This window comes from Actinomadura sp. WMMB 499 (genome assembly GCF_008824145.1).
Classification (GTDB): domain Bacteria; phylum Actinomycetota; class Actinomycetes; order Streptosporangiales; family Streptosporangiaceae; genus Spirillospora.
The window spans coordinates 2,756,506-2,773,293 of the sequence record NZ_CP044407.1 but is presented as its reverse complement, the minus strand read 5'-3'; the positions used below and the strand labels follow the sequence as shown (position 1 = coordinate 2,773,293).

Genomic DNA, 16,788 nt, shown 5'->3' with positions numbered 1-16,788 from the left:
TCCCGCCGCCTGCTCCGCCGTGTTCGATGTGGACGTGCTGTGGGTCATGCGCCTGCCCCGAATCGACGGCCTGGGCTCAGGCCTCGCTGCAGATGTTGTCGCTGGCGCGGATCTCACCCTGCTGCTCCGGGATGCCCCGCTGGCCGCCCTTGAGGTCGGTCCAGTCCGTCCCGATGACGAGGTCGACGACGCCGGGCTGGGCGCCGCTGGCCTGCGCCGCGGGCGCCGGCTTGCTCGGGATGAGGGCCGCCAGGCTCTTCGCCTGGTTCTCCGCACCGGAACCGTACAGCACCTTGGTGGCCGCTGTCCGCTCGGCGTTGCCGCCGACCGTGACCTGGAAGCCCTGCGCCTCGAGCGAGTCGGAGACGCGCCCGGCCTGGCCGTCGGTGCCGCTGCCGTTGAAGACCCGGACCCGGATCTGGCTCGGCGGGATCGTCGGCGCGGGCGCCGCCGGCTTGCCCGCGTCCTTCTTCTCCTCTTCCGGAGGCTTCTTGTCCTCGCGGACGGACGCGAAGAACTGTTCCGCGTCCGGGGCCAGGGCGAGCCGGTTCTTGTCGATGGGGTCCTGGCCGTTCGGGACGGTCACGAAGCGCAGCTTTCCGGACGAGAGCCCCTGCATGCTCTGCGCGATGTCCATCATCGCGGTCACCGACAGCTCGCTGTCGGTGGTGAGGGACTTCGTGGTCGCGTTGAGCAGGTCGAGCAGCGCCTTGGGATTGGTGAGCACGCCCCTGCTCATCACCTTGTTGGCGAGTGCGCCCAGGAACTTCTGCTGCCGCTTGATCCGGCTGGTGTCGGTGCCGTCGCCGAGGGCGTAGCGGGCCCGGACGTACGCGAGCGCGACCTCGCCCTCGATCTCGTGCTTGCCCCGGGTGAGCTTCAGCCCGGACTTCTCGTCGTCGACGTCCTGGGGGAGGCACACCGGGACGCCGCCGACGGCCGTCGTGATGTTCTTGAAGCCGCTGAAGTCGACCTGGACGAAATGGTCGATGCGGATGTCGGTCATGCTCTCCAGCGTCTTGATGACGCAGGTCGCGCCGCCGACGGTGAACGCCGTGTTGATCTGGACCCGGCCGGAGCCCGGTACCGTCTTGCCCTCCCGGTCCTCGCACTCGGGACGCTGGACCATCAGGTCGCGGGGAAAGCTGATCGCCATCGCCTGCTCGCCGCCGGGCGACAGGTGCAGCAGGATCATCGTGTCCGAGCGGGGCGGGTCGTCCTTCATCTGCCGGCCGTACTCGGCGTTGGCGCCCGCGCGGGTGTCGGACCCGAGCATCAGGATGTTCATCGCCTCGTTCAGCTTGTCCGGCCGGTCGGGGCCGAGCTTGGAGTTGACGTCCTCCTGGGCGATGTTGCCGAACGCCTGCCGGTACAGGCCGTAGGCGGTGAGAGAGCCGATCACCATGACCGCGGAGAGGCCGATGCACACCCAGCCGAGGATGCGCCAGCCCCGCCGAGGCGGCGCCGGTTCCTCAGGGTCGGCGTCGTCGACGTACTCCATGTACATCGGGTTGCTGTTCATCGGCTCCGTGGTTCCGGTGGGCCCGCTTTCACAGGTCGGGACGCGGTCGATGGGTCGGGGAGGCGGCGAGCGGGCAGGGGGCAGAGCGAACGCAAGGGAAGCGTAGTCAGGCGAGTCGGCGTACGGACCCGGAAGCGTCATTCCACCCCGGAAGACCGGCCACCGCCGTCACATGCTCTACCGACACCCGCCTATTTACGGCGGTTTTGTCGAAGTTTCGTTGGATTATGACGGAAGCACCCGAGGCTAGTGGTGCGAGCAGACCCGCCAGAACCCCGTCGAGTGTGGCGAACGACATGTCAACCAGAAGCCGGTCCCGCGCGTCCAGCTCCCATTTCTCGACGGCGGCCCGCGCGGCGCCCGCCAGATCCAGGCCGCTGAGTGTGGCGTTTGTCACAGTCAGCGCGGGGGCCCGCGGCGACGCCCCCGGTCCGGGCGCGAACCGGTCGCCGTACGAGCGGACCTCGGCCGCGTAGTCCACGACGCCCGGCGGGCAGTGCCCGAGCGGAGCGCCCAGCGCGTGCAGCGACAGCCCCACGATCTCCTCGGCGTCCGCGTCGGCGAGCACCTCGTCCAGCGCCTCCTCCGACGTCGCCAGGACGTACGGCGCCGCGGCACCGAACGGTTCGGCCGCGCCGTCCTCGGACCGCGCCGCGAGGGAGCCGGGCGTCACCGGCTCGGCCACCAGCCCCGCCGCCCAGCAGGCCATCAGCCACACCGACGTCTGCCAGTGCGGGGGCAGGGCCAGCACCGCGCGGGTGCCGGGCTCGACGCCCAGGCCGTCCACCAGGAAGTTCGCCGTCTTGGCGACCCAGTTGTCGAACGTGCGCGCGGATAGTTCCACGCGCTCGCCCGTCCGGTCGTCGTAGAAGGTCACCAGCGGCCGGGCCGGGTCGTCGGCCACCCGCCGCCGCAGCAGCTCCACCGGCCCGGCGTTGCTCTCGCTCATGGATGCGAGCGTAGGACCTGCCGGGACGATCACGGGTCAAGGCCGGGTCTCATCGGCGCCCGAGGGCGTCCGGTGCCGCTACGCTCCGCACCGATGAACGAGCGGACGAGTACGTCGGCGGGCCGCGTGCTCGCCCTGATCACCATCGCCCCCGCACTGCTCATCGCGGCCTGGCTCGCGGTGTCGCTGCCGCTGCTGCTGGCGGGTGCCTTCCACCCCGCCCCGGCGATCGCGCTGTTCGTGCCGGTCGCGGCGGTGATGCTCCGGTACGGCCTGCGGTTCGGGACGCCCGGGGGCGGCGAGCCGGGCGAGTCGAGCGGACCGGACGGATCGTCCGGCGGTCCGGGCGTTCTGGACGGTGCGACGCGGTGGACGCTCGCGGGCGTGCTGTCGGTCGTCGGCGTCTTCACCGTTTACCAGGTGTTCATGCTCTCGGAGCAGATCATCGTCCGGCGCGACCCCGCGTCCTACGTCCAGTTCGCGGTGTGGCTCGCCGAGCACGGCTCGCTGCCGATCCCGCAGGACCGCTGGGCGTTCGGCGGCGCCGATCCCGCGCTCGGGTTCGAGAGCCCCGCGTTCTACGCGGAGGGCGGCGCGATCGTCCCGCAGTTCATGGCCGGGTTCCCGCTCGTGCTGGCGCCCGGCGGCTGGCTCGCCGGCGCCCCGGGCGTCCTGCTGACCGCGCCGCTGCTCGGCGCCTGCTGCGTGCTCGCGTTCGCCGGGCTCGTCGCGCGGCTGGTCGGGCCCCGCTGGGCGCCCGCCGGGGCGCTGCTGCTCGCCGCGTGCCTGCCGATGCTGTGGGCGTCCCGCAACACGCTCAGCGAGCTGCCCGCGATCGTCCTGCTGCTCGGCGGGCTGTCGCTGATCCACGACGCGCGCGGCGCGGAGCCGCGCGCCGCGCGCGCGAAGTACCTGCTGGCGGGCCTGGCGCTCGGCCTGATCGTGCTCGTCCGCATCGACGGGCTCCGCGACGTCCTGCCGATCCTGGCGCTCGCCGGGCTGCTCGCCGGGCTGCGGCGCCCGGCGGGGTACTGGCTGGCGGGCGGGCTCGTCCTCGGCGCCGCCGCCGGGCTGATCGAGGGCGTCGTGCTGTCGCGCCCCTACCTCGAGTACCTGCGCGGCTCGGTGGTCCCGCTGCTGGTCATCGCGACGGCCGTCGCGGCGGCGACCGTCCTGCTGGCGGTGCTGCTGCGGGCGGACCGGACGGGTGGGCGGCTGCGGGCGCTCGCGGCGTCCGTGCGGGGCGGGCGGCTCCCGAACCTCCTCGCCGGGCTGACCGTCGCGGTGTTCCTGGCGTTCGCCGCGCGCCCGCTGTTCCAGACCGTCACGCGCGTCCCCGACAACCCCGACGACCGGCTGAACGCCCAGTTCATCGAGGCCGTCCAGAAGATCAACGGTATGCCGCTGGACGGCACCCGGCAGTACACCGAGCTGTCGCTGTACTGGGTCGCCTGGTACGTCGGCGTGCCCGCGCTGCTGTTCGCCGTGGTCGGCGCGGCCGTCCTCGGGCGGCGGCTGCTGCGCGGACGGTCGGCGCAGTGGCTGCCCGCGTACGCGGTGATCGTGTGGACGACGACGCAGGTGCTGCTCCGTCCGGGCATCACCCCCGACCACCCGTGGGCGTCGCGGCGGCTGATCGGCCTGGTCATCCCGGGCCTGCTGCTGTTCGCGCTGTTCGGGGCCGCCTGGACGGCCCGGCGGGTGCGGCGCCTCGGCTACTCGCCGCGCGTCCTGGGCTGGGGCAAGGGCGTGGGGTTCGCGGTGGTGCTCGTCCCGATCGTGCTGGTCTCGGCGCCCTACCTGGTGTCGCGGACCGAGCAGGGCGAGGTCGCGGCCGTCCGCGGGCTGTGCGACCGGCTCGGCCCCGACGCGTCCGTGATCGCCGTCGAGCGCGCCACCGCCGACCGGTTCCTGCAGGTCGTGCGGGGCATGTGCGGCGTCCCGGCGGCCCGGACGGCCGACGGCGCCACGCCCGGCGACGTCCGGCGCGTCATCGGGAAGGTGCGCGCCGCGGGCCGCACCCCGGTGCTGCTCGGCGCGCGGCGCACCGACGTCGCGCCGTACGGCCCGGCCGAGCAGGTCATCGCGATCAGCACCCGGCAGGACGGGCGGACGCTGAACGAGCCCCCGCGCGGCACCTGGGGCCTCGGCATCGACGTGTGGACGTCGCGCCCCACCGGCCCCGGGGTTCCCGATGACGGCGGGTCGGGCGGCCGAGGCGAGTATCCTCGCCCTGCGTGAGCACCCAGCCTGCCGATCCCGCGGCCGAACACGTCCACGTCACGATCGTCCTGCCCTGCTACAACGAGCAGGATCACGTGATCGACGAGGTCGAGCGCATCTGCAAGGCGATGGACAACAGCGGCAAGACCTACGAGCTGCTGGCCGTGGACGACTGCTCGACCGACGACACGCTGGCTCGGCTGCGGGAGGCCGAGTCCCGGTTCCCGAACATGCGCATCATGGCGTTCCAGCACAACAGCGGTTCGGGGACGGTCCGGCGCATCGGCTCGCAGCAGGCCCGCGGTGACATCGTCGTGTGGACCGACGCCGACATGTCCTACCCGAACGACCGGATCCCCGAGTTCGTCGAGATGCTCGACGAGAACCCGGCGATCGACCAGGTCGTCGGGGCGCGCACCAGCGAGGAGGGCACGCACAAGGCGCTGCGGGTGCCCGCCAAGTGGTTCATCCGCAAGGTCGCCGAGCGGCTCACCAACTCGCGGATCCCCGACCTGAACTCGGGGCTGCGGGCGTTCCGCCGCGAGGTGTCGCTGCCCTACCTGCGGCTGCTGCCGCCCGGATTCTCCTGCGTGACGACGATCACCATCGCGTTCCTGTCGAACCAGCACCCGGTGCACTACGAGCCGATCGAGTACGCCAAGCGGGCCGGGAAGTCGAAGTTCCACTTCACCAAGGACGCCTACCGCTACATCCTGCAGGTGCTGCGGATGGTGATGTACTTCAACCCGCTCAAGGTGCTGATGCCCCCGGCGCTGTGGCTGATCCTGATCGGCCTCGGCAAGGGCGTCTTCGACATGATCGTCCACTTCGGGTACTTCGCGAACAACACGATCATGATCTTCGTGACGGGACTGATCATCGCCTCGATGGCGCTGCTCGCGGACCTGATCGTCCGATCGCGCACCGACGGTTAGGGTCGCCGGGATGCAGATCGCGATCGTCGGGCCCGCGTTCCCGTACAAGGGGGGCGGCGCCCACCACACCACCGAGCTCGCGCACCGGCTCGCCGCCGCCGGGCACGACGTCGTCATCGAGTCGTGGCGCGCCCAGTACCCGTCGTTCCTGTACCCCGGGCAGCAGACGATCTCCGAGCCGGAGGGCGAGCCGTTCCCCGGCACCCGGCACCGGCTCGACTGGCGCCGCCCGGACGGCTGGTGGCGCGCCGGCCGGTCGCTGCGGTCGCGCGACCTCACCGTCCTGGCCGTCCTCAGCCCCGTGCAGGTGCCCTCCTACCTGGGCATCCTCGCCGGTCTCGGGCGCCGCGCCCCCGTCGTCGCGCTCTGCCACAACGTGCTGCCGCACGAGCGCAAGCCCTACGACGTCCCGCTGATGCGGCGCCTCCTGCGGCGCGTGCACGGCGTGCTCGTCCACTCGGAGGCGCAGGCCGAACTGGCGCGCGGGCTCACGGCGCGTCCCGTCCGGGTGGCGGAGATGCCCGCGCACCTACCGGCCGCCCCCGCCCCCGCGTCCCGGGCGGACGGGGTGCGCCGCCGGTTGCTGTTCTTCGGGATCGTCCGTCCGTACAAGGGACTGGACGTCCTGCTGCGCGCCCTCGCGAAGGGCCCGGACGACGTGGCGCTGACCGTCGCGGGCGAGTTCTGGGGCGGTCTCGACGGCACCGAGCGGCTGATCGGCGAACTCGGGCTCGCGTCCCGCGTCGAGCTGCGGCCCGGGTACGTGCCCGCCGCCGACGTCCCCGGCCTGTTCGCGGACGCGGACGCGCTCGTCCTGCCCTACCGGACCGCCACGGCCTCGCAGAACGTCTGGATGGCGCACGAGTACGGCGTCCCGGTGATCGCGACCGACGTGGGCGGGTTCGCCGCCCAGGTCCGCGACGGCGTGGACGGGCTGATCTGCACGCCCGACGACGTCGCGTCGCTGGCCGCCGCGCTCGACCGGTTCTACGCGCCGGGGGAGCCCGAGCGGCTCCGCTCCGGCGTCCGCCCGGCCGACCACGGCCCCCTGTGGGACGCCTACGTGGCGGCGCTCACGGAGGGGGCCGGGGGACCGGTCAGCTCGTGACCGTGTCGAGGTGCGGTTCGATGATCTTCAGGAAGGCGCGCTTCGGCTTCGCGCCGGTGACCTGCTCCACGACCTCGCCGTTCTTGATGAGCAGCAGGGTCGGCAGCCCGAGTACCCCGTACTTGCCGGGGGTCTGCGGGTTCTCGTCGTAGTTGATCTTCGCGATCTTGAGCCGGCCGTCCAGTTCCCCGGCGATCTGGTCCAGGACCGGCGCGATCATCTTGCACGGCGGGCACCATTCGGCCCAGAAATCGACCAGGACGGGCACGTCGCTCTGCAGGACCTCGGCGTCGTACGTCGCGTCGGTCACGGTGACCGGACTCGTCACGGGGCCTCCTTCGTCGGGTGCGTACCGTTGACAAGTCCGGCGGTCGGCCGATCATTCCCGCTTTCGCCCGCTTCGCCGTTCCCGTCCTGGAGCGCGCCGCGCGGCGGCTTCGTCGCCACGAACGCCGCGCCCGCGATGATCAGGTCCGCGGCGGTCAGCAGGACGCGCGACGCGATCGCCACCACGACCGCCGCGCCCGCCGGGAGCGCCGGGGTCAGCACCACGGTCAGCGCGGCCTCCCGCGCCCCGATCCCGCCCGGCGCGATGAACACCAGGAAGCCCACCACGAACGCCAGCGCGTAGGCGCCCGCCGCCAGGAACGGCAGCCCCGCCCCGTCGCCGCCCACGGCGTCGCACAGCAGCCACGTGTGAACGCCGAACAGCAGCCACCCGAGGACCGTCCAGCCGATCGCGCGCAGCGTCACCGCCAGGCTCACCGGACGCTCCAGCGGCGGCCGCCGCAGCACCTTCAGCATCAGCCCCAGCGCCCACGTGACGACCTTCGGGTGCAGGGCCGCGAGCAGCACCGGCGCCAGCAGGAACAGCCACCAGAACCGGTCCCGCGCCGTCGCCGACGTCAGCGGCAGCGTCACCGCCGCGACCGCGAGCCCGCACGCCGTGGACGTCGCCACCGCCAGCAGCGTCGAGCCGAAGCTGCGCTCCGCCGGCACCTTGTGCTCGCGCGTCATCTCGATCTGCGTGACCAGCGCCCACACCTTGCCCGGCACGTACTTGCCGAGCTGCGAGATGCCGGAGATGCGGAACGCCGCGGCGACCGGCAGCGGCGAGCCGAGCCCGCCGAGCAGCGCGCGCCATCCCAGCATCCACACGAAAAGCCCCGCGAGGCCCGCCGCGAGCGAGCCCGCCAGCGCGAACCAGGACATGTCGCGCAGCGCCCGCACCGTGGCGTCCCACTGCGACGCCACGCTGTAGGCGCAGAAGGCCAGTGCGAGCAGCACCAGCAGCACCCGCAGGACCCGCACGGCGACGACCTTCTTGTTCACGGGCCCCAGAGTAGGCGACCCCGGACGCACGGGAGGCGAACACGGCGCCCCCACCGGCCGGTCCCCGTAAGGTAGGCGCGATGAAACTCTCCGATGCGATCGCCTTCATGGGGCACCAGGTGCACGTCTGCCGGTACCGCGAGGCCGGGACGCTGCTCGGCTGGATGGGCCGCGAGCTGCGCGGCCGGCGCGTCCTGGACGTCGCGGGCGGCGACGGGTACTGGGCCGGGCAGGCCCGCAAGCGGGGCGCCGACGCCGTCTCGATCGACCTTGCCCGCGGCAAGATGGAGTACGGCCGGACCCTGGCGCACGCACCCGCGCTGATCGAGTGCGACGCGCTGCGGCTCCCGTTCGGCGACGCGTCCTTCGACGCCGTCCTGTCGGTCTGCGCCATCGAGCACTTCGACGACGGCGGCAGGTCGCTCGACGAGATGGCCCGGGTGCTCAAGCCCGGCGGCGAGATCTTCATGTCCGCGGACGTCCTCTCGCGGGCCGACGCCTGGCCGAAGCTTCGGGACGCGCACAAGGCCAAGTACCACGTGCAGCACACCTACACCCACGAGAGCCTCGCCAAGCTCCTGGACGAGCGCGGCCTCGACCTGGTGCGGCACAGCTACCAGTTCCGCACCGCGGTGACCGAGCGCCTCTACCTCTCGCTGTCCACCTACGGCGGCAAGGTCGGCTTCAACGCCGCCGCGCCGCTCACGCCGCTCGTCGCCCTCACCGACCGCAAGGCCCCGAACGAGCGCGGCAGCATCGTGCTCGTCCAGGCCCGCAAGCGCGCGGACTGACGGCCCGAACCGGCACCAAGCGGACAGCCACTAGGCTCGGCCTCCACACCGCGGTGGAGAAGGGAGCCATGTGGAAGCGATCCTCCTGGTAGGGGGCAGGGGCACGCGCCTGCGGCCTCTCACCATCTCCACCCCGAAACCCCTGCTGCCCACGGCCGGTGTGTCGTTCCTGTCGCACCAGCTCGCGCGCGCGCATGCCGCGGGCGTCGAGCGCATCGTGTTCGCCACGTCCTACCGCGCCGAGATGTTCGAGGCGGCCTTCGGCAGCAAGGCGCACGGGCTCGAGCTGGTCTACGTCAGCGAGGACCAGCCGCTCGGCACCGGCGGCGCCATCCGCAACGCCGCCCGCGCGCTCACCTCCGGCCCGGACGACCCGGTGCTGATCCTCAACGGCGACATCCTCTCCGGCCACGATGTGGGCGCCCAGGTCGCCCTGCACGAGGAGACCGGCGCCGCCGTCACCCTGCATCTGACCAAGGTCGACGACCCGTCCCGCTTCGGGTGCGTCCCCACCGACGACTCCGGCCGCGTCACCGCGTTCCTCGAGAAGACCTCGCATCCGGTCACCGACCAGATCAACGCGGGCTGCTACGTGTTCCGCCGCTCCGCGATCGACACGATCCCCGAGGACGAGGTCGTCTCCGTCGAGCGCGAGACCTTCCCCGCCCTGATCTCCTCGGGCGCCCGCGTCATGGGCCACGTCGAGTCCGAGTACTGGCTCGACGTCGGCACCCCCGAGGCGTTCGTCCGCGGCTCCTGCGACCTGGTCCTCGGCCGCCTCGCCTCGCCCGCCATGCCCGGCGAGCCCGGCGAGCGCCTCACCCTCCCCGGCGCGACCGTCGCACCGGGCGCGATCGTCCGCGGCGGGACGACCGTCGGGCGCGGCGCGACCGTCGAGGCCGGCAGCACGGTCGTCGGCAGCGTGCTGCTCGACGACGCGTTCGTCGCCGAGGGCGCGACCGTCCGCGACTCCGTCCTGTCCCGCGGCGCCCGCGTCGGCCCCGGCGCCGTCCTCGACGGCGTCATCCTCGGTGACGGCGCCGTCGTCGGCCCCGGCAACGAGCTGCGCGGCGGCCTGCGCATCTGGCCCGGCATCAAGCTCCCCCCGACCGCCGTCCGCTTCTCCACCGACGCCTGAGGCCCGCGTACACTCGTCGCGGTGGCCCATGACGACACACACTGAACCCTCCGCACACACTGAACCCTCCGCCGAGGCGCTCCTCGACGTGTTCAAGGCGCTCGCGAACCCCGTGCGGCTCCAGTTGCTCGGGTGGCTGCGCGATCCCGAGGCGCATTTCCCCGTCGAGGACGGCATCGCCGACCCGCACGAGGTCGGCGTGTGCGTGAGCCACATCCAGGCCAAGACCGGGCTCGCGCAGTCGACCGTCTCCGCCTACATGGCGTCGCTCGAACGCGCCGGGCTCGTCCGCTCCACGCGCGTCGGGAAGTGGACGCACTACAAGCGCGACGAGGAGCGCATCGCCGCCTTCATCGAAGCCCTGGGCCGCGACCTCTGAGACCCCGCCCCATCGAAGGTCCGCGGCGCGTCGGCTACATATCGAAATTATGCGATACTTCGATGCGTTGATTCCCTGAAGCATGGAGGAGACATGGGCGCGATCGACGGGATGGACCTCGGACGCTTCGGCATCTGGACCTTCGACTTCGAGCGGCAGCCGGCGGGCGTGATCCGGGACTCCGTCCAGGAACTCGAAGGACTCGGCTGGCGGACGATCTGGATCCCCGAGACGATCGAACGCGAGGCGCTGTCCCACGCGGGGTTCCTGCTGGCGTCCACCGAAGGCATGAACGTCGTCAACGGCATCGCGCAGATCTGGTCCCGCGGCCCCCGCTGGGCCCAAACCGGTGCCCGGTTGCTCGCGGAGGCGTACCCGGACCGGCACGTCCTCGGCCTCGGCTTCGGCGGCAAGCCGCATCCGGGCGTCAGGCCGCTGGAGGCGATGCGCGAGTACCTGGACGGCATGGAGGCGGCCGCCGGAACGGTCCGGACGCGCCACGTCCTGGCCGCCTACGGGCCGAAGATGCTCGAACTGGCCCGCGACCGCACCGAGGGCGCCCACACCTACAACGTGTCGGTGCGCCACACCGCCCAGACCCGCGAGGTGCTGGGCGGGGCGTTCCTGGGCGTCGAGCAGGCGGTGATCCTGGAAACCGACCCGGACAAGGCCAGAGCCCTCGCGCGCGAGCACCTGCACACGTACCTGACGACGCCGTACAACATCGCCAAGTTCCTGCGCCTCGGCTACACCGAGGCCGACCTCGACAACGGCCGCGGCAGCGACCGGCTCGTCGACGACTTCGTCTTCTGGGGCGACGTCGACACGGTCGTCCGGAAGTTGCACGCCCACCTCGACGCGGGGGCCGACCACGTCGGCGTCCAGGTCATCGGCACCGAACCCGGCCGCACGGCCATGCCCGCCTGGCGCCGCCTGACCGAGGCCCTCGGCTGATCACGGTCACCGGCCGAGCCCGCGACCTGGAGTTAACACGAAGTGTCACGCTGGTCGTATGGCGAACGAGCACGTCAGCATTTCCGCGGACCCGCAGGTCCATGCGGCGCTCAAGAGCCATGCCGAAGCCGCCGGCATGGATGTCTCCCGCTACATGGTCGCCGCCGCGGCGGCGCAAATGGCGGCGGATGACGCGGCGGCATTCGCGCCACTGGACGCCGGCAACGCCGCCGCGTTGGATGAGGCGGTGCGAGCCCCGACCCCACCCGCATTCGACGAACTCACGTCCGAAGAACAGGCACAGGTGCGCAGGATCCTTTCCTTGGCGCTCGGCTTGGACGGCACCGACGTCGCGTGAGCCCGCGTACCGTCCTCACGACACCGAGCCCCGGCCGCCGCGACGGCGAGTCGGCCGGGCGCACATCGCTCGGCCGTCCGCCGTTCAGGTGCCGTCCACCGGTGTGCACGATCATTTCGGGCGCAGAGTACGACGGACGAGAACGGAGACGCCGATGACGGCTGACCGACGGACCTTCCTGCGCGGCGGACTGGCGGCGGGCGCCGGAGCCGCCATGGGAACCCTGCTCGGCGGCGGGACGGCCCAGGCGGGGCCCGCGTCGCCCGCACTGCTGCGGGGCCGCCCGCGCCTCACGCACGGCGTGCAGAGCGGCGACGTCACCGCGCACGACGCGGTCGTCTGGGCCCGCTCGGACCGTCCCGCGCGGATGCTGGTCGAGGTGAGCTCCCGGCCCGACTTCAGGCACGCCAGGTGGATCCCGGGGCCGCGGCTCACCCCCGCCACCGACCTGACCGGCAAGGCGTTCCTGCGCGGGCTGCCCGCCGGGCGGGAGCTGCACTACCGGGTCGTCCTCGCCGATCTGGACCGCCGCTCGGCCGTGTCCGAGCCGGTGACCGGACGCCTGCGCACCGCGCCCCGCGACCGCTCCGACATCCGCTTCGTCTGGTCGGGCGACCTCGCCGGCCAGGGCTGGGGCATCAACACCGGCATCGGCGGCTACCGCATCTTCAACGCGATGAGCGAGCTCGACCCGGACTTCTTCCTGTGCAGCGGCGACCTGGTGTACGCCGACGGCCCGCTGCAGGAGACGGTGGATCTGCCGGACGGGCGCACCTGGCGCAACCTCGTCACACCGGAGAAGACCAAGGTCGCCGAGACGCTCCCCGAGTACCGCGGGCAGTTCCGGTACAACCTGGAGGACGCCGCGATGCGCGCGTTCAACGCCCACGTCCCGATGATCTACCAGTGGGACGACCACGAGGTGACCAACAACTGGTACCCCGGCGAGATCCTCGACCTCCCGCAGTACACCGAGAAGCGCGTGGACGTCCTGGCCGCCCGCGCCCGCCGGGCGATGTTCGAGTACACCCCGACCGCCGTCCGGTCCCACAAGCACGGACGCCTCTACCGCCGCATCTCCTACGGGCCGCTGATGGACGTGTTCGTCCTCGACATGCGCACCCACAAGGACGCCAACGGGACGAACGACTCGCCCACCGCCGCCGAGGGCGTCCTGGGCGCCGAGCAGCTCGCGTGGCTCAAGCGCGAGCTGCGCCGCTCCCGGGCCACCTGGAAGGTGATCGCGGCCGACCTGCCGATCGGGCTCATCGTCCCGGACGGCTCGGCGGCCCAGGAAGGCATCGCGCAGGGCGACGGCGGCGCCCCGCTGGGCCGCGAGCGCGAGATCGCCGACCTGCTCTCGTACGCCAAGCGGAAGGGCGTGCGGAACATGGTGTGGCTGACGGCCGACGTCCACTACACCGCCGCGCACCACTACGACCCGTCGAACGCGGCGTTCCAGGACTTCGACCCGTTCTGGGAGTTCGTCGCCGGCCCCCTGAACGCCGGAGGGTTCGGCCCGAACACCCTGGAAGGCACGTTCGGCCCCCGGCTCGACTTCTCCCGCGCGCCGCAGAACGCGAACTCGTCCCCGGACGAGGGCTTCCAGCACTTCGGCGAGGTCGCCCTCGACGGCGAGTCGGGCGAGCTGACCGTCCGCCTCCGCGACATCGACGGCTCCGTCCACTACAAGCGCACCCTCACCCCGCGGCGGTAGCCGGGTCAGCCGTGCGGGGGCCGGCCGGTGAGGCGATGGTCGGCCAGGCTCAGCGCCTCGTCCACGACCCGCCGCAGGTGGCCGTCGGCGAGGCTGTAGACCACCCGGCGGCCTTCCTTGCGGGTGGTGACCAGCCCGCTCGTCCGCAGCCGCGCCAGGTGCTGGCTGACGGCGGGGCGCCGGGCCCCGCTCAGCTCGGTCAGCGTGGTCACGTCGGCCTCCGACCGCGCCAGCGCGTGCAGGAGGACGAGCCGGGTCCGGTCCCCGAGCAGGGCGAGGAGCTCGGCGGCGAGAACGAACTGCTCCTCGCGGGGATCGTGCGGGTGCGCATCGTGCGCAGGTGATAGATGCATGCGTGCGCTCATATGCACATAATGGGTGGGGTGCGGCCGCCGTGTCGAGCCCTTCCGGCCGCCGACGAGGAGGAGTGATGGATCATCACGCGCACCACCACCCGTCCGGCCGGTTCGCCCGCCTGCGGCACCGGCTCGGGCACCTGCTCACGCCGCATTCGCACGAGGCGGCGGACAGGACCGACACGGCCATGGAGTCCTCGGCGCGCGGAATGCGGGCCCTGTGGGTGTCGCTGGCCGTCCTCGGCGCCACCGCCCTCGCGCAGGCGGTCATCGTCGCGGTGTCGGGGTCGGTGGCGCTGCTCGGCGACACGGTGCACAACGCCGCGGACGCGCTGACGGCCGTCCCGCTCGGCATCGCGTTCGTCCTGGGCCGCCGCGCGGCCACGCGCCGGTTCACCTACGGCTTCGGGCGCGCCGAGGACCTGGCGGGCCTGCTCATCGTGGCGACCATCGCCGCCTCGGCGCTCTTCGCCGGATGGACGGCGATCGACCGGCTGCTCGACCCCCGCCCCATCGACCACCTGTGGACGGTGGCGGCCGCCGCCGTGGTCGGCTTCGCGGGCAACGAGTGGGTGGCCCGCTACCGGATGCGGGTCGGCCGCGAGATCGGCTCGGCCGCCCTCGTGGCCGACGGCCTGCACGCGCGGACCGACGGCTTCACCTCGCTGGCCGTCCTGCTCGGCGCGGGCGGCGCCGCACTGGGCTGGACCCTGGCCGACCCGATCGTCGGCCTGCTGATCACCGCGGCGATCCTGCTGGTCCTGCGGGACGCGGCCCGCGAGGTCCTGCGCCGGGTGCTGGACGCCGTCGACCCCGCCCTGGTCGACGCGGCCGACGCCGCCCTGCGCACGGTGCGCGGAGTGCAGGACGTCGGGGAACTGCGGATGCGCTGGATCGGCCACCGGCTGCGCGCCGAGGTCGCCGTCGCCATCGACGGCGGGATCAGCGTCCGCGAGGGCCACCGGATCGCCGTCGAGGCCGAACACGCGCTGCTGCACGCCGTCCCGCGCCTGGCCGCCGCGCACGTCCACGCCGACGCCGCCCCGGCGCCGGGACACCCGGACCCCCACCGCCTGCTGGCCCACCACGCCGCCTGATCGCGGCGTCAGCGCTTGAGATCCGCCAGCAGGTCGCGAAAGACCCCCCGCCCGACAACGAGCCTGAACCCATCGGGATCCTTCGAGTCGCGGATGCCGATGCCCTGGGGGAGTCCGGCGACCTCCACACACGCGCCGCCGTTGCCCGAACTGCGCGAGGCCTTACGCCACGTCGTCCTACTGCGGTCCATGGTCTTCCAGGTGGGTGAGGAGTGCGCGGAAGGAGTCCCGGCGGATGACGAGCTTGGCTCCGTCGGGGTCCTTGGAGTCGCGGATGCCGATGCCTTGGGGGAGTCCGGCCAGCTCGACGCAGTTGCCCCCAGTATCCGTGCTACGCGACGCTTTACGCCAAGTGACGACGCTTTGCTTCACGTTGGGCCTCCTATGTCCACTTTTCGGCGGTGACCTTCTTGATCAGGTCAAGTGACATGTCGACCGGGAGCGCTTGTGAGCGCAGAGTGGAGAGCGCCTCCGCCATCCTGTTCAGGTCGTCCTTGTCACTCATGGTCACACCTCGTGCCACCGTCTCCACGTAGCCTACTTGGCTTCGATCTTCCATCGTTGCCAACACGAACGAGCCTGAGATGCCGGTGTGCAAGCGCATCGGTACAACCTGGACCGCCAGCCGGTTGGACACTGAGTTCACCAGGTGTTCCAGTTGGCTGCGCATGACATCCGGACCACCGACTTCGCGGTAGAGAACGGACTTGTCGAGCAGGACCACGAGTTCGGGCGGTGCTGGTTCTTCTCGTGTGAGGATCATCTGACGCTTCAAGCGTGCCTCTACGGCCTTCTCGTCGCCATTCAAGATCGCGGAAGCATATGCGCGAACCTGGAGCAGGCCGGTGACCACCCCAAGTTCGAACACATGGAGCGACTTGGCTTCGTGCTCAACGCTCACCCAGTCGAACCATGCCGGGTACGCGGCCTCTTCGACGAGGTCGTCCCAGAGTTCCAGTAGCGCGCCACCTGCACTGAACTCCTGGTCCATGCACTCGGCAAACTCCCGTGTACAGCGTGACCGACCGGTTTCAACCATGCCTATGTACTGAGGAGTCACTCCTTGTCCGTTATTTGCCCTACGTGCGGCATTTGCCTGGCTCCATCCTTTGGTTTCCCGATATCTGCGAAATCTGCGACCGAAGGCTTGGAGGTTGGAGTTGGTCTTGGCCTTGATGAGTCGCGGTGCCATGTAGTCATCATCGCTCAAGTGCAACTCAAGTGACCTGCAACTTCAACATATTGAGTCATGTTCAATGTTCTGGTCATCCCCTCGGGTTGGCGACGCAGAGCGAGGAACTTATGGCGCACTGGCTGCAGGCAACAACGAGACACCAAGTCTGAAGGGTCGTATCGATGTCAGTGGCAGCGTGTGCGCCTGAGGTTCCTACGCTCGTCCTCGAGCCCGACGACCGAGCGCCGGGGCGGGCGCGGCGGTTCGTCGCCGAGCACTTCCGCGCATGGGAAGTCCGTGACGACTACACCGCCCGGCTCGTCGTCAGCGAGCTTGTCACCAACGCGTACCGCCACGGGGAGGGGGCGATCGTGGTCCGGGTGTTCGTGGACGAGCGCGACTGGCTCCCCGTGATCGAGGTCTGGGACGCCGGTGAGGGGCGGCCGGTGGTGCGGTCGGAGAACCGCGCCGCGACGGGCGGGCGCGGGCTTCTCCTCATGTCCGGGATGGTGCACGCGTGGGGCGTCCGTCCGCTGAACGAGGGCGGGAAGGTGATCTGGGCCAAGTGCGCGGCGTGCTGAGCCGGCCCGTGCGGTTCGTCGTCGTCCTGTACCTGCGGAGACGGGCCGTGCGGTACGTGAGCGACGCGTTCGATCTCGCCGAGCGCCGCGATGTCCGGGCGGCCGTGCGGTGCCACGAGAGGTCGACCGCGTTGTGGCGGGCGGTCGAGGTTCTGCGCGGGTCCTGACAGCGAG

At 71.6% G+C, this 16,788-nt stretch carries 20 protein-coding genes and 1 pseudogene; 12 read left to right on the top strand and 9 right to left on the bottom strand.

The features are described from left to right. Window positions 1-76: 76 nt before the first annotated feature. Window positions 77-1,522, bottom strand: a complete 1,446-nt coding sequence (locus F7P10_RS11935; protein ID WP_151009411.1) for an LCP family protein — start codon at window positions 1,520-1,522, stop codon at window positions 77-79. A gap of 106 nt (window positions 1,523-1,628) precedes the next feature. Next, the gene (locus F7P10_RS11930; RefSeq protein WP_151009410.1) at window positions 1,629-2,471 is read right to left on the bottom strand and encodes a TIGR03089 family protein; all 843 of its coding nucleotides are present in this window, start codon (window positions 2,469-2,471) and stop codon (window positions 1,629-1,631) included. A 93-nt stretch (window positions 2,472-2,564) separates the two neighbouring features. Here F7P10_RS11930 and F7P10_RS11925 point away from each other — a divergent pair, with 93 nt between their 5' ends. From F7P10_RS11925 to F7P10_RS11915, 3 genes are read left to right on the top strand one after another with little or no spacing between them, the layout of a single operon-like run. Next, window positions 2,565-4,712: a hypothetical protein gene (locus F7P10_RS11925; protein WP_151009409.1), complete on the top strand. Its 2,148-nt coding sequence runs from the start codon at window positions 2,565-2,567 to the stop codon at window positions 4,710-4,712. Beyond that, complete coding sequence (locus tag F7P10_RS11920; protein ID WP_151009408.1) at window positions 4,709-5,629, top strand: glycosyltransferase family 2 protein; 921 nt, start codon at window positions 4,709-4,711, stop codon at window positions 5,627-5,629. Before F7P10_RS11925 ends, F7P10_RS11920 begins: the two co-directional genes overlap by 4 nt. 10 nt (window positions 5,630-5,639) lie before the next feature. Beyond that, entirely contained in the window at window positions 5,640-6,737 is a 1,098-nt protein-coding gene (locus F7P10_RS11915; protein ID WP_151009407.1) for a glycosyltransferase family 4 protein, read from the top strand. Here F7P10_RS11915 and trxA read toward each other — a convergent pair. Then, entirely contained in the window at window positions 6,727-7,065 is a 339-nt protein-coding gene (gene trxA, locus F7P10_RS11910) for a thioredoxin (protein WP_151009406.1), read from the bottom strand. The two genes, F7P10_RS11915 and trxA, sit on opposite strands and share 11 nt — an antisense overlap. Continuing rightward, window positions 7,062-8,069: a lysylphosphatidylglycerol synthase transmembrane domain-containing protein gene (locus F7P10_RS11905; protein WP_254716553.1), complete on the bottom strand. Its 1,008-nt coding sequence runs from the start codon at window positions 8,067-8,069 to the stop codon at window positions 7,062-7,064. The genes trxA and F7P10_RS11905 overlap by 4 nt, the downstream gene beginning before the upstream one ends. Before the next feature lie 80 nt (window positions 8,070-8,149). Between F7P10_RS11905 and F7P10_RS11900 the strand changes: the two genes are divergently transcribed. From F7P10_RS11900 to F7P10_RS11875, 6 genes are all read left to right on the top strand, one after another. Then, the gene (locus tag F7P10_RS11900) at window positions 8,150-8,860 is read left to right on the top strand and encodes a class I SAM-dependent methyltransferase (RefSeq protein ID WP_151009405.1); all 711 of its coding nucleotides are present in this window, start codon (window positions 8,150-8,152) and stop codon (window positions 8,858-8,860) included. Between the two features lie 70 nt (window positions 8,861-8,930). Continuing rightward, entirely contained in the window at window positions 8,931-9,998 is a 1,068-nt protein-coding gene (locus tag F7P10_RS11895; protein ID WP_151009404.1) for a sugar phosphate nucleotidyltransferase, read from the top strand. A gap of 28 nt (window positions 9,999-10,026) precedes the next feature. Continuing rightward, window positions 10,027-10,377 (top strand): helix-turn-helix transcriptional regulator, encoded by a 351-nt coding sequence (locus F7P10_RS11890; RefSeq protein WP_151009403.1) that lies wholly within the window; start codon window positions 10,027-10,029, stop codon window positions 10,375-10,377. A gap of 93 nt (window positions 10,378-10,470) precedes the next feature. Then, complete coding sequence (locus F7P10_RS11885) at window positions 10,471-11,331, top strand: TIGR03620 family F420-dependent LLM class oxidoreductase (protein WP_254716552.1); 861 nt, start codon at window positions 10,471-10,473, stop codon at window positions 11,329-11,331. A 58-nt stretch (window positions 11,332-11,389) separates the two neighbouring features. Then, on the top strand, window positions 11,390-11,689 hold the full coding sequence (locus F7P10_RS11880; RefSeq protein WP_218040466.1) for a hypothetical protein: 300 nt from the start codon (window positions 11,390-11,392) through the stop codon (window positions 11,687-11,689). A 154-nt stretch (window positions 11,690-11,843) separates the two neighbouring features. Then, window positions 11,844-13,406 carry an alkaline phosphatase gene (locus F7P10_RS11875; RefSeq protein WP_151009402.1) on the top strand — a complete coding sequence of 521 codons (1,563 nt, stop codon included), beginning with the start codon at window positions 11,844-11,846 and terminating at the stop codon, window positions 13,404-13,406. Between the two features lie 5 nt (window positions 13,407-13,411). Here the strand turns inward: F7P10_RS11875 and F7P10_RS11870 are convergent, their stop codons facing one another. Continuing rightward, window positions 13,412-13,759 (bottom strand): metalloregulator ArsR/SmtB family transcription factor, encoded by a 348-nt coding sequence (locus tag F7P10_RS11870; protein WP_218040465.1) that lies wholly within the window; start codon window positions 13,757-13,759, stop codon window positions 13,412-13,414. 77 nt (window positions 13,760-13,836) lie between these two features. Between F7P10_RS11870 and F7P10_RS11865 the strand changes: the two genes are divergently transcribed. Continuing rightward, complete coding sequence (locus F7P10_RS11865; RefSeq protein WP_151009400.1) at window positions 13,837-14,859, top strand: cation diffusion facilitator family transporter; 1,023 nt, start codon at window positions 13,837-13,839, stop codon at window positions 14,857-14,859. Window positions 14,860-14,867: 8 nt separating this feature from the next. On the opposite strand, the gene F7P10_RS11860 is transcribed toward F7P10_RS11865, so the two are convergent. The 4 genes and pseudogenes from F7P10_RS11860 to F7P10_RS44235 all read right to left on the bottom strand — a co-directional run. After that, complete coding sequence (locus tag F7P10_RS11860; protein WP_151009399.1) at window positions 14,868-15,050, bottom strand: DUF397 domain-containing protein; 183 nt, start codon at window positions 15,048-15,050, stop codon at window positions 14,868-14,870. Continuing rightward, window positions 15,037-15,231 (bottom strand): DUF397 domain-containing protein, encoded by a 195-nt coding sequence (locus F7P10_RS11855; protein ID WP_151009398.1) that lies wholly within the window; start codon window positions 15,229-15,231, stop codon window positions 15,037-15,039. Before F7P10_RS11855 ends, F7P10_RS11860 begins: the two co-directional genes overlap by 14 nt. 10 nt (window positions 15,232-15,241) lie before the next feature. Then, complete coding sequence (locus tag F7P10_RS11850) at window positions 15,242-15,850, bottom strand: DUF5753 domain-containing protein (RefSeq protein ID WP_254716753.1); 609 nt, start codon at window positions 15,848-15,850, stop codon at window positions 15,242-15,244. A gap of 21 nt (window positions 15,851-15,871) precedes the next feature. Beyond that, window positions 15,872-16,051, bottom strand: a pseudogene (locus F7P10_RS44235) (helix-turn-helix domain-containing protein); the annotation flags it as partial. A gap of 164 nt (window positions 16,052-16,215) precedes the next feature. Between F7P10_RS44235 and F7P10_RS11845 the strand changes: the two are divergent. Beyond that, window positions 16,216-16,614 carry an ATP-binding protein gene (locus F7P10_RS11845; RefSeq protein ID WP_151009397.1) on the top strand — a complete coding sequence of 133 codons (399 nt, stop codon included), beginning with the start codon at window positions 16,216-16,218 and terminating at the stop codon, window positions 16,612-16,614. Beyond that, window positions 16,608-16,781 (top strand): hypothetical protein, encoded by a 174-nt coding sequence (locus tag F7P10_RS11840; RefSeq protein ID WP_218040464.1) that lies wholly within the window; start codon window positions 16,608-16,610, stop codon window positions 16,779-16,781. Before F7P10_RS11845 ends, F7P10_RS11840 begins: the two co-directional genes overlap by 7 nt. Window positions 16,782-16,788: the final 7 nt, after the last annotated feature.